Below are 12937 nucleotides of genomic sequence, written 5' to 3'. Positions count from 1 at the left end.
AATCTCGTGTGATACGGGCATTATAATAACGTTTTATCAATACGCCGCGCCGGTATTCCAACATAGGTTCCTGGTTCAGTAATGTCGGAAACCACCACCGCGCCAGCCCCCACAATCACATCGTCGCAAATGGTCACTGAGTCGATGAGAACCGCGCCAGCCCCTACCATAACGTTCGCTCCCACTCTGGTCCGTCCTGCAATTGTGGCATTGACGGAGATGTGCGAGAAATCACCAATCTCAACTTCATGCTCTATGACAGAATGGGTATTTAGTATGACCCCGCGTCCCACGTAGGCGTCTGGTCCTATATGGACGCCGTGGCAGACGAGTGTAGCTTCGCCGATTCTAGCTCCCAACCCGACAGTGGCTTGAGGAGATACGACTGTCGCCAGTTCGGTTTTGGCACCGTCTACCTGTTCCCTTCTGCGGCGGTTATCACCTGCCGCAGGAAAGACTTTCCATTGAGGATTGACGGGGTCGGGAAAGTTGCTCAGGACTTCAAAAGAATGAAACTGCTCGCCGGCTCGAGCATTCCGATCCACGAAAACAAAATTATTCCAGCCAGCCAGAATCGCTACGTCCGCAACGCTGCGCGCATGACCGCCAAAGCCCAGAATATAAAGACCTTTTGAAGAATTTGTGTTCATTTCGTCTCCGAAAGATTGCTAGGAGGTCATAGTTTATACGTTGTCGAGTGTCGAATTGGTTTTCAGTCGTTTTTCCGGTGCATGATAACCAAGTAAAATTGACGAGTGAGCCAGATTTACTCTTATCTTGGCTTACTTTCGTCTCCTTCTCTGGCAGCAATGCAGGATTTTTTTGTTAATCTCTAGATCATGTTTTCAACCAGATTTTCCAATCAGTTGAAAATTGACACACTTCCCCAGCTCAAATGAGAATATCAAGCCTCGTCAAGACGAGAAACGCAAGTCCTACCCTCATCATGCTTTTGGTCTTTATTTATTTGTATTCGTTCGCATTTCCATGGCAATAGGAGCGGACGATAATGTGAGGTGATCTTAAAAATGGCTGTTACTTTTGGAACATCGGGTCTGCGAGGCCCGGCAGTTGACTTCACAGACCAGACTTGTGTTGCTTATGTCGTTGCTTTTCTTAAGCATATTGCTCGTGATTTCGAATTTCACAATGTCTATGTAGCCGCTGATTTGCGCGAATCTAGCCCTCGAATTGCTGCTTCGTGCTTGGCTGCGATCGAGCAGGGCGGCAAGAACCCGATATGGGCGGGAAATGTTCCGACACCTGCACTCGCATCCTACGCGATGGCCCGTAACGCGCCTGCTATCATGATAACGGGAAGCCATATCCCGGAAGCCTATAATGGCATTAAATTCTATCGTCCTGATGGCGAGTTCCTGAAGGAAGACGAAGTTCCTGTCCGTATTCTTGCGGAAGAATTGTTGAGCAGAGCTATTGAAGTACAACTCACCAAAATGCCTGCGCCTCTGGCCGATGTGGCAGAGGAATATGTGAATCGCTCCATCAATTCTTTCGGTTCGGACGCGCTGACTGGAATGAAAATCGGTATCGATCTGCATTCCGCTGTTGGGCGCGATCTTCTTGTTTGTATATTTGAAGGGCTTGGAGCGAAGGTTTATCCATTCCGCAGAATGGAAAAGTTCGTCGCCGTCGATACAGAAGCGCTTGATCCCTCGGATCTATCTCGGGCGAGCGCATTCATCGCAGAACATGGACTCGATGCGGTAGTGTCGACAGATGGAGACGGTGATAGACCTCTGGTCATCGATGATCAGGGGAGGCAGGTAAATGGCGATATATTGGGTATTCTGACGGCTCGATATCTCGGTGCGAAAACAGTCGTAACGCCGCTCAGCACGACGAGCGCGCTGGAGGAAAGCGGCTGGTTCGAGAACATCCACAGAACACGGATTGGGTCCCCGTTTGTCGTGGCCGAAATGGCGCGTGCGACGGCGCATCCAGTGGTTGGTTTCGAGGCGAATGGCGGCTTTCTACTCGGCGATGATGTGGCGTTAAAGTCCGGTTTATTGCGTCGTCTCCCAACCCGTGATTCAGTTTTGCCAGCGTTGGCTGTTCTGGTGCAGGCGAAAGACCAGCGTGTGCGATTGAGTGAGATGGTCGCGACACTTCCTTCTCGTTTCATGAAAGCCGATAGGGTCAAGGAAGTTTCCGCAGATCGCGCTGCTCCATTTTTGCGCGCTATAGAAACGTCACAATCATTTCGTTTTAGTTTCTCCCCCTTGATTGCCGAACCGGAATCAATCTCGACTGTCGACGGCGTGCGAATGGCGTTTGCGAATGGCGATACGGTTCATTTCCGACAATCAGGCAATGCTCCGGAAATGCGGATTTATATCGAAACGGATTCCGCAGAGAAAACTGATCGAATGTTGAGCGAATTTATTGCAAAGCTCTCTGAGACGATCTGAGTTCATCCGCGAAAGGAAGGCAAAGTGCGTGAAATGTTGATCAGACCGGTAGTTTTGGCAGGCGGAAAAGGTACAAGATTGTGGCCGATGTCGCGCTCGCAACGCCCAAAACAGTTTCTGGCCCTGACTGGCGAACTTAGCCTCTTTCAGATGACTTTGAAACGATTGTCGGACCCGAAGCGCTATTCGAAGCCGATCATCATAACGAACGCTGACTATCGGTTTCTGGTGGCGGAACAGGCACTAGAATGTGGCGTCGAACTTTCGGACGTTGTCCTGGAGCCGGTTGCGCGCAATACCGCCCCGGCGATCGCGGCTGCGGCTTTGATTGCTTCCAAGGATGAACCGACCCTTATTCATGTCGTTGCATCTGACCACAACATCGAAATGGACGATGCATATTTTCAGGCTGTTGATACGGCCAGCAATGCCGCTCGCATGGGGCGTCTTGCGACTTTTGGCATTACGCCGACGGAACCGGCGACCGGTTTTGGTTACATCGAAGCAGGCGAGTTGGAAGAAAGCGGAGCCTGTGCGATCAAGCGCTTTGTGGAAAAGCCAAAGGAAGAAGTTGCGCGGGAAATGCTTGCTGCTGGCGGCTTCTACTGGAACTCAGGCATGTTTTTGTTCCGTTCGGACGTCTTCCTCGATGAATGCAGGCGTCACGCACCTGCGGTATATGAAGCTGCTGAGGCATCCGTTGCGACCGCACAGCGGGATCTCGATTTTGTGCGTCTGAACAGCGCCGAATTTGAGAAAGCGCCGGATATTTCCGTCGACTATGCGATTTTCGAGAAGACAAAGCTCGCTTCTGTTGTTCCGTCACCAATCCACTGGTCGGATCTCGGATCGTGGGATGCTGTCTGGAAGGAAAGCAAACAGGATCTGGCTGGAAACGTTGCACGCGGACCTGTCAGCCTGCACAACACCAATAATTCGCTGGTCTTGTCTGAAGGCGTTCATGTCGCGGTCAATGGTGTCGATGATCTGACGATTGTGGCCTCGGAAGATGCACTTTACGTCGGCAAGCTCTCAGAAGCGCAAGGTGTAGGCACGATCGTAAAGGCGCTGATGAAACAGCCCGCCACGGCGAAGCTTGCTGAGGAGCATCGGACCATCTATCGCCCTTGGGGCGGCTACACCCATCTGCTGTCGGGCGATCGGTTTCAGGTAAAGCGTCTGTTCATCAAGCCGGGTAAACAGCTCTCGCTGCAGAAGCATCACCATCGTTCAGAGCATTGGGTGGTTGTTCGAGGCGTGGCCGAAATAGTGATCGATGACAAGAGCCTTTTCCTGTCAGAGAACGAATCGACATATATTTCTCAAGGTGCGGTACACCGTGTCTCAAATCCGGGTAAAATTCTGCTTGAACTGATTGAAGTTCAAACCGGAGCTTATCTGGGCGAGGACGATATCGTACGCTTCGAGGATGATTTCGGACGCGTTTGATGGTGTGATTATTTCAGCATGAAAGCCGTGTAATGAATGATGTGACACGTAAACTTCAGGCGGAAGTGGAGCGCTTATCGTCGTGGCTCCACAACGACGCGTTGCCTCTTTGGTTGTCAGCCGGTGTGGATGCGCCAAATAATGGTTTCTTTGAACGTATTGGACAGAACGGCGTCGCAACGGATGCGGATAATCGTCGTTCTCGCGTGCATCCGAGACAAATCTACTGTTTCGCCAAGGCTGGCGCAATGGGCTGGCAAGGCGAATGGAAACAGACCGTTGAAGCCGGAATAGACTATTATGATCGCGTCTACCGGCGAGAAGACGGCTTCTATGGCAGTCTTGCTGGCCAAAATGGCGAGATGATCGATCACACGTTCGATCTCTACAATCAGGCTTTTTCCGTTTTTGCGGCCGCCCAGATCGCTGTTTCCATACCGGATCGGTTTGATGAAATGCGTCAGCGAGCGCTTGGTTTGATGAATTCGCTCGTGGCGGATTATCACCATCCTCTTGGCGGATTTGAGGAAGCTAATCCGCCAAAGCTTCCCTTGTGCTCAAATCCGCACATGCATTTGTTCGAAGCAATGCTTGCTTGGGAGGCAGTAGATCCACAAACACAGTTCTGGTCGACATATGCCGATGAGATCGCAAATCTTGCATTAACGAGATTCATAGATGGCAAGACCGGAGCGTTGCGTGAATTCTTCGATCACGATTGGCGACCTTATCCAGGGGACAAGGGGAGGGTGGTCGAACCGGGACATCAGTTCGAATGGTCTTGGCTGATGGGCCAGTGGGCGGAACGACGGCAGAATGACGATGCTATAAGGGCGGCTAAGCGTCTGTTCGAGATAGCAGCAGAGCATGGTATGTGCGAGCATCGCAAGGTTGCGGTCATGAGCTTGTACGACGATTTTTCGGTTCACGACGGTCTGGCCCGGCTCTGGCCGCAAACTGAATGGATAAAGTCGGCTCTGCTGTTCGCTTCGTTGAGCGAAGGTGAAGAGCGAGCTTACTATCTACAGTCCGCACTGCGTGCCATTGATGCTCTTCGTCCATTTCTTGAAACGCCTGTAAAGGGCTTATGGTACGACAAATGGCCCGAAGGTGGTGCACTTCTTGACGAGCCTGCGCCAGCATCGACTTTCTATCATATTCTTTGCGCTTGCTATGAAGCGGAAAAAACGTTGACCGAGCTTTAGCTTGTCGTGACCGTTTACAATTGCCGATGATGGCTAACGATCAGATGTGCTGGTGATGACGCATCTGTATTGGAGAAACATGCGAGTTCTGCATTTTTTTAAAACCTATTGGCCAGATACGTTTGGCGGTATTGAGCGAACGATCCATGCGATTGCGAAGGGAGCCGCTGAACAGGGTATTGCGTCGGATGTTTTGTCTCTGAGCACAACTCCTGAAGAGAATACGCGAAGTTTCGATGGTCATATGGCATACAAGGCCAAGCTCGATTTCGAGTTTGCATCGACGGGTTTATCTCGTGACGTATTTTCGCGCTTTCAGGAATTAAGTGATAGAGCCGATATTATTCATTATCATTTTCCCTGGCCGATGAGCGATATTGTTCAGCTTTGGCTGCGCCCCAAAAAGCCAACCGTCATTACCTATCATTCGGATATCGTGAAGCAGAAACTGCTACTGCGGCTCTATCGCCCTTTGATGAACCGCTTCCTCGGCAGTGCGGACCGGATCGTTGCGACGTCTCCGAACTATGTTGCGACAAGTGAGGTTTTGCAGCGGTTTAAGGACAAAACGACTGTAATCCCGCTTGGCCTCGATGAAACGGATTATGTGCATGGCAGCGTAGCCGATATGGAGCGTTGGAGAGCCCGTTTTCCTCGCCCGTTTTTCCTGTTTGTCGGCGTATTGCGATATTATAAAGGATTGCGCACTTTGCTGGCGGCGGCACGCAGCTCTACTGTAGATATCGTTATCGTGGGCGATGGGCCAATGAAGTCCATGCTGATTGATTATGCGAGAGAGCATAACCTGTCGCATGTGCATTTTGTGGGGGCTGTGTCGGACGCGGATAAAGCGGCGCTGCTTGAATTGAGCATAGGCTTGGTCTTCCCATCACATCTGCGTTCGGAAGCTTTCGGTCTGTCGCTGGTGGAAGCGTCCATGTTTGGAAAGTCTATGATCTCGTGCGAGATCGGCACAGGCACCAGTTTTGTCAATCTAAACGGCAAAACAGGACTCGTTATTCAACCTCAAGATCCGGCAGCGCTCGCTGAAGCGATGCAAACCATCTCAAATGACAAAGACCTGGCTGAGACTTTTGGTTCCAATGCGCGAGCGCGCTATCTCGAACACTTCACAGCTCGTAAAATGGCGCTGGAATATGTGAATGTTTATAATGCATTGAGGCGTTAGCTCGGGTTGCCAACCTTGCCAATACGAAGTCTATTATCGCAGTTTCCAATATTCTTACCCTCAAGGAAATAAAGATTGGAGCGCGGCGTACATGAAGGGCATTATCCTCGCCGGTGGAAGTGGTACACGTCTTTATCCCCTGACGATAGCCGTTTCGAAGCAACTTCTTCCAATCTATGACAAGCCTATGATCTATTACCCGTTGAGCGTGTTGATGCTGGCGGGGATCAGGGATGTTCTGGTTATCTCGACGCCGCATGACCTGCCGCTTTTCGGCAAGCTGCTTGGAGATGGCAGCGAGTTCGGCATGAATTTTTCTTTTGCAGAGCAGCCGCAACCCAACGGTCTGGCGGAAGCTTTCATCATCGGTCGCCATTTTATCGGTAACGACCACGTGGCGATGATCCTCGGGGACAATATCTATTTCGGCGACGGCCTGTCTCAGTTATGCCAAAGTGCTGCTCGTCTTGATAAGGGTGGTTCCGTATTTGCGTACCGGGTGGAAGACCCCCAGCGCTATGGTGTGGTTGAGTTCGACAAGACAACCGGTAAGGCAAAATCCATTGAAGAAAAGCCGATTAAGCCCAAATCCTCCTGGGCAGTAACCGGATTATATTTTTACGACAATGATGTCGTTGAGATTGCCGCCTCACTCAAACCCTCCGCGCGTGGTGAACTGGAGATCACAGCCATCAATAATATCTATCTTCAGCGCGGTGATCTTACGGTCCAGCAGCTAGGACGGGGTTATGCCTGGCTTGATACCGGAACGCATGACAGCCTTCAGGACGCGTCGTCTTTCGTACGTACTATCGAGAAACGGCAAGGCATCAAGATTGCCTGTCCTGAGGAAATCGGGTTTGAAAAAGGCTGGATCGATGGAGACGCCGTTCTCGAACGGGCGGAAAAACTTGGCCAGACCGAATATGCTGCCTATCTGCGTCGTCGCGTCGAGGAAATCGGTAGCGAAAGATGATAGTTCGCCTGTTGGAGTTCGATGGTCTTCTGGAAATCAGCCCTCGTAAATTCGGCGACGACCGTGGCTTTTTCTCCGAGACCTATAATGCGAAATCATTCGCCGAAGCCGGGATTGATCTGACTTTCGTTCAGGACAATCATTCTTTTTCGGCCGCCAAAGGCGTTGTTCGTGGGCTGCATTATCAGTTGTCGCCATTTGCGCAGGACAAGCTGGTGCGCGTTACGCGCGGTGCAATTCTCGATGTTGCGGTCGATATCCGCAAAAGCTCACCTACGTTCGGGAAGTGGGTTGCGTTGGAAGTCTCGGCTGAAAAATGGAACCAGATTCTTGTGCCGAAGGGCTTCGCGCACGGCTTCATGACGCTCGTGGAGAACACTGAAGTTATCTACAAGGTGACGAATTATTATTCTCCTGAGCACGACCGCTCCATCCGATTTGATGATCCGGCCATTGGTATCGATTGGCCAATTGCATCTTCAGGCGTCCAGCTTTCTGACAAGGATCAGAAGGCCCCGCTTTTTGCTGACGCAGAAGTTTTTGCTTGAGGAAATGATATGAATATTCTCGTTACCGGTGGAGCAGGGTTCATTGGTTCGGCCGTCTGTCGCCATCTGGCGTCTGATCCGAAGATCAATGTCGTTAATTTCGATAAACTGACTTATGCGGGCAATCTGGCCTCCCTCCGCCAAATCGAAAATCACCCGAATTACAGTTTCCTTCAAGCTGATATTTGTGATGACATGGGCGTTTTGGAAGCGTTGCGCGCCCACGAAATCGACGTGGTCATGCATCTGGCGGCGGAAAGCCATGTTGACCGCTCCATCGATGGTCCGGCGGCTTTCATCGAAACCAATATCATTGGCACATTCCGTCTGCTCAATGCGGCGCTCGCCTATTGGCGCGAACTGCCGGAGCCACGCAAATCGGCTTTTCGTTTTCACCATATTTCGACGGATGAAGTGTTTGGCGATCTGCCTTTCGATAGCGGCATCTTTACCGAAGAAACCCCGTATCAGCCGTCGTCGCCTTATTCGGCTTCGAAAGCGGCCTCCGATCATCTGGTACGCGCATGGCATGAAACCTACGGCCTGCCGGTCGTGCTCACCAATTGCTCCAACAATTATGGACCGTTCCATTTTCCGGAAAAGCTGATCCCGCTCGTCATTCTCAACGCGCTCGATGAAAAGCCGCTGCCGGTTTACGGGGCAGGGGCGAATGTGCGCGATTGGCTCTATGTCGAGGATCATGCGCGTGCTCTGGCACTGGTCGCGACCACTGGAAAGCTGGGCGAAAGCTACAATATCGGCGGGCGTGCAGAGCGTACCAACCTGAATGTGGTGGAAACGATCTGCTCCATTCTCGACAAGAAACGACCTCGCGCAAACGGCAAGAGTTATGCCGATTTGATAACCTTCGTGACAGATCGCCCTGGCCACGACCGCCGCTATGCGATTGACGCTTCGAAGATCGAGCGCGAATTGGGCTGGAAACCGCAGGAAACCTTCGAGACGGGATTGGAAAAAACCATTCAATGGTATCTCGATAATACATGGTGGTGGGAACCGATCCGCAGCGGTACCTATGCTGGTGAGCGTCTGGGCAGCACGCCAGCAAAAGAGGTCAAGGCATGAAAATCCTCGTCACCGGGCGGGAAGGGCAGGTTGTCCAGAGCCTTCTTGAGAAGGCAGCTCAACGACCCGATCTGGAAGTGATTGCGTTGGGTCGCCCGGAACTGGATCTGACAAAGCCGGATACTGTGCGCAGTGCCATTGAGGCAATCAAGCCCGACCTTGTTGTATCCGCCGCCGCCTACACGGCGGTGGATCTGGCCGAGGATGAGCAGGAACTTGCCTTTGCGGTGAATGCCACTGGCGCTGAAGCAGTTGCCGAAGCGGCGAAGATCTGCGGCGTTCCCGTTATCCACCTGTCGACGGATTATGTTTTTGCGGGCGACGCTGACGAACCCTATGCTGAAACGGATGCTACCGGACCTCGCAGCGTCTACGGAAGCTCCAAGCTTGAAGGTGAGCGTCTGGTTGCGCGAGCCAATCCACGCCACATCATTTTGCGGACGGCGTGGGTCTATAGCCCCTTTGGCAAGAATTTCGTCAAGACGATATTGAAGCTGGCGGAGACGCGTGATGCGCTCTCGGTCGTTTCTGACCAATGGGGCAACCCAACCAGTGCGCTCGATATCGCCGACGCGATTATCGGGGTGGCGGATCATTTGGCGGCCACGCCGGACTTTTCCGCCTATGGTGTTTATCATCTGGTGGGCACAGGTGATACGAACTGGAGCGGCTTTGCACGCGCCATATTCGATGAAAGCGCCAGGCCCGGCGGGCCAATGGCGACTGTCACGGATATTGCGACTGCCGATTATCCGACCAAGGCTGTACGCCCTGCCAATTCGCGCCTGTCGACGGCCAAATTCCAGCAGGTATTCAACTGGTCGGCCCCACATTGGCAGTCATCCTTACGCGATGTAGTGACCAGACTGATATAGTGTATTGATGAACGAAATTTCTAACGCGGCATCGCTCAAGGATCGGTGTCGCGTTTTTCGTTTCTGGCGACAATAATTCCAATCAATGCGTGCAGAACAGTAATTATGAATGCAGACAGCGGTAAGGATTTGAAATTGCTTGCCTATACGGATTATGACCCACAATAAGGTGCATATGCTTGCTCCTTATTGTGGGGATCATCGTTTTCAGGTTCACGTTATAAGATGACGAGACGGTTGAGCTGGGAGGCCCTTGCGGGCGTTGTGTATTCGACATTGGAAGAGAGCTGGCGGAAAGCATGAGCGGAACATCCCTTAAATTTGGCACAAGCGGTCTTAGGGGATTGGCGGACGAGCTGAATGGTTTGCCCGCTTATGCCTATTCCTTTGCTTTTGTTGGAATGCTGTCGGAAGCCGGAAAGCTGCAGCAGGGCGGCAAGGTCTTCGTCGGTCGCGACCTTCGCCCCTCCAGTTCGGCCATTGCAGCATTATGCATGGCGGCAATAGATGATGCAGGCTTTCAGCCGGTCGATTGCGGTGTTTTGCCAACCCCGGCATTGAGCCATTATGCGATCTCGCAGCAAGCGCCGGGCATTATGGTCACCGGAAGCCATATTCCCGATGATCGCAATGGGCTCAAATTCTATCGGCGCGACGGAGAAATCGATAAGAACGACGAGATTGCCATCAGCAGCGTCTACGCCGCCCTGCCTGAAAATCTTGCCTTTCGTCATTCGCATGATGCATCCCGTAGCAGCGATGTTATCGACAACTATGTGAAGCGCTATGTTGGATTTCTGGGATTTGAAAGCCTCGAAGGTCTGCGTGTCGGCGTCTATCAGCACTCGTCAGTAGCGCGTGATCTTATTGTCCGCATTTTAACGGAGCTGGGAGCGGAGGCGGTACCGCTGGGGCGTTCCGATGCATTCGTACCTGTCGACACAGAAGCTCTGCGTTCCGAAGATATTGAGCTTCTCGATCAATGGGCGAAGGAAAGCCATTTCGATGCCATTATTTCCACCGATGGGGATGCCGATCGCCCGCTGATCGCGGACGAGAAGGGGCACTTCATACGTGGCGATCTTGTGGGAGCGATTACCGCAACCTGGCTTGGCGTCAAAACGATCGTAACGCCGGTTACGTCCAATTCCGCTCTTGAAACGCATTTCGACCGCGTCGTCAGAACCCGTGTGGGCTCCCCCTACGTCATCGAAGGCATGGCGCAGGCTATTGAGGGGGGCATATCGGCGGTTATCGGTTTTGAGGCCAATAGCGGCGTGTTGCTCGGTACGGATATCAGGCGGGATGGGTGCGTACTGACCGCCCTGTCGACCCGTGACGCATTGCTGCCGATTCTCGGCAGCCTCGCTTCCATCAAGGAACTTGGCAAGCCGCTTTCTGAAATCGCGGCAGGCTTTCATTTCCGTTTTGCTCTTAGCGACAGGCTTCAGAATATCCCGCAGGAAAAGAGTCTCGCATTCTCGTCCTTACTCAAAAACGACATGACACGAAACGAACTGTTTCTAATGGATGATCCGATTGTCCGCTCCGAAATGATTGACGGTGTGAAACTCTTCTTCCATTCAGGCAATGCAATCCATTATCGCGCTTCCGGCAATGCGCCGGAACTGCGATGCTATGTGGAAGCTTCAGACGAGAGCCAGGCCGAGACGCTTCTGGAAACGGGACTTGCTATCGCCCGCAACGCAACGAAGGACAACTGAGCAATGAGCTTTATTCCTGTCATTATCAGCGGCGGCTCCGGTTCCAGGTTGTGGCCGCTTTCGCGCGATGCGCACCCGAAACCGTTCATCGAACTGCCCGATGGCAGCACCCTGATCGGCAAGACCTATAAGCGCGCGGCCAAGCTGGACGGCGCGGATCACATCCTCACCGTGACCAATCGCGATTTCCTGTTCCTGACGCTTGATGCCTATGCGGATGCAAAAGCGCCGAAAATCGACAACGCGTTTCTGCTGGAGCCTTTCGGGCGCGATACGGCGCCTGCTGTTGCTGTGGCCGCCCTGCATGCCGCAGCGACCCACGGACATGACGCAACATTGCTTGTCATGCCCGCGGACCATCTGATCGAGGACGAAGCTGCATTTGCCGAGGCTGTCTCGAAGGCCCGACAACTTGCCGAAACAGGCCGTATCGTGACCTTCGGTATTGTTCCGGATCGTCCGGAAACCGGCTTTGGCTATATCGAGACCGAAGGCACAGATGTGCTGCGTTTCGTCGAAAAGCCCGACGCGGAGACCGCACAGGGCTATGTCGAAAGCGGTCGATATTTCTGGAATTCCGGCATGTTCTGTTTCACCGCCGAAACCATGATCGCAGCGATGCAGCATTTTGCACCGGACATTTTCAACGCCGTGCAGGCTTCGCTCGAACATGCCCGACGCGGTGTCAATGGCGAGACCAAGACCGTTGAGATCGCAAAGGACGATTTTGCAACCGCGCCTGCGATTTCCATTGACTACGCGATCATGGAAAAGGCCGACAATATTGCCTGCATTCCGGTGTCATGCGGCTGGTCCGATATCGGCTCCTGGGCAGCTATGGCCGATCTCATCCCACCGGATGATGATGGCAATCGCCTGCGCGGCGAAACGGTCATTGAGGATACGACCGACAGTTTTGTTTTGTCCGAAACCCGTCTGGTCAGCCTTGTTGGCGTTCACGACCTCCTTGTCGTGGATACGCCTGATGCGCTGTTGGTCGCCCATCGCGACAAGGCGCAGGAAGTGCGCAACGTCTTCAATAAGCTACGGGCAAGCGGCCATGAAGCGGCCAAGCTTCACCGCACGGCCCATCGTCCATGGGGTACCTATACGGTTCTCGAAGAGGGCGACGGTTTCAAGATCAAGCGGATCGAAGTGAAGCCGGGACGACGCTTGAGCCTGCAGGCGCATCACCACCGTTCCGAACACTGGATCGTTGTGTCGGGAACCGCAAAGGTCATCAATGGCGATCGCGAGATTCTGCTCACGACCAACCAGTCGACCTATATTCCCTGCGGCTTTCGTCATCGGCTCGAAAACCCAGGCATTCTGCCGCTCGTGCTGATCGAGGTGCAAAGCGGTGAATATCTGGGCGAAGACGATATCGTGCGTTTCGATGACGTCTATGGGCGCACGTAGGGCCGTCTGACCGGTAGGAAATGGGAGCTGGCCGAAT

General features: G+C 52.8%; 11 protein-coding genes. 10 read left to right on the top strand and 1 reads right to left on the bottom strand.

The genetic code is table 11. From position 1 onward, the window contains the following. Positions 1-20: 20 nt before the first annotated feature. Entirely contained in the window at positions 21-650 is a 630-nt protein-coding gene (locus ACYSN1_RS04080; RefSeq protein WP_461724508.1) for a NeuD/PglB/VioB family sugar acetyltransferase, read from the bottom strand. A gap of 378 nt (positions 651-1028) precedes the next feature. Here ACYSN1_RS04080 and ACYSN1_RS04075 point away from each other — a divergent pair, with 378 nt between their 5' ends. The 10 genes from ACYSN1_RS04075 to ACYSN1_RS04030 all read left to right on the top strand — a co-directional run bounded on the left by ACYSN1_RS04075 (position 1029) and on the right by ACYSN1_RS04030 (position 12900). Beyond that, positions 1029-2429, top strand: a complete 1401-nt coding sequence (locus tag ACYSN1_RS04075; protein ID WP_461724507.1) for a phosphomannomutase — start codon at positions 1029-1031, stop codon at positions 2427-2429. Between the two features lie 24 nt (positions 2430-2453). Beyond that, a complete protein-coding gene (locus ACYSN1_RS04070) occupies positions 2454-3878 on the top strand; it encodes a mannose-1-phosphate guanylyltransferase/mannose-6-phosphate isomerase (protein ID WP_461724506.1) in 1425 nt (474 codons plus the stop codon). A 32-nt stretch (positions 3879-3910) separates the two neighbouring features. Next, complete coding sequence (locus tag ACYSN1_RS04065; RefSeq protein ID WP_461724505.1) at positions 3911-5083, top strand: AGE family epimerase/isomerase; 1173 nt, start codon at positions 3911-3913, stop codon at positions 5081-5083. 79 nt (positions 5084-5162) lie between these two features. Further along, positions 5163-6272, top strand: a complete 1110-nt coding sequence (locus ACYSN1_RS04060; protein ID WP_461724504.1) for a glycosyltransferase family 4 protein — start codon at positions 5163-5165, stop codon at positions 6270-6272. A 91-nt stretch (positions 6273-6363) separates the two neighbouring features. After that, entirely contained in the window at positions 6364-7248 is an 885-nt protein-coding gene (rfbA, locus tag ACYSN1_RS04055; protein ID WP_461724503.1) for a glucose-1-phosphate thymidylyltransferase RfbA, read from the top strand. Beyond that, positions 7245-7796 carry a dTDP-4-dehydrorhamnose 3,5-epimerase gene (rfbC, locus tag ACYSN1_RS04050; protein ID WP_461724502.1) on the top strand — a complete coding sequence of 184 codons (552 nt, stop codon included), beginning with the start codon at positions 7245-7247 and terminating at the stop codon, positions 7794-7796. Before rfbA ends, rfbC begins: the two co-directional genes overlap by 4 nt. A gap of 9 nt (positions 7797-7805) precedes the next feature. Beyond that, positions 7806-8882, top strand: coding sequence for a dTDP-glucose 4,6-dehydratase (rfbB, locus tag ACYSN1_RS04045; protein WP_461724501.1), 1077 nt, complete (start codon positions 7806-7808; stop codon positions 8880-8882). Continuing rightward, a complete protein-coding gene (gene rfbD, locus ACYSN1_RS04040; protein WP_461724500.1) occupies positions 8879-9757 on the top strand; it encodes a dTDP-4-dehydrorhamnose reductase in 879 nt (292 codons plus the stop codon). The genes rfbB and rfbD overlap by 4 nt, the downstream gene beginning before the upstream one ends. A 299-nt stretch (positions 9758-10056) precedes the next feature. Further along, positions 10057-11481, top strand: a complete 1425-nt coding sequence (locus ACYSN1_RS04035; protein WP_461724499.1) for a phosphomannomutase — start codon at positions 10057-10059, stop codon at positions 11479-11481. Between the two features lie 3 nt (positions 11482-11484). Continuing rightward, complete coding sequence (locus tag ACYSN1_RS04030) at positions 11485-12900, top strand: mannose-1-phosphate guanylyltransferase/mannose-6-phosphate isomerase (RefSeq protein WP_461724498.1); 1416 nt, start codon at positions 11485-11487, stop codon at positions 12898-12900. Positions 12901-12937: the final 37 nt, after the last annotated feature.

The organism is Brucella sp. LJL56 (assembly GCF_054871705.1).
This window is presented reverse-complemented; position numbering and strand designations above follow the sequence as displayed.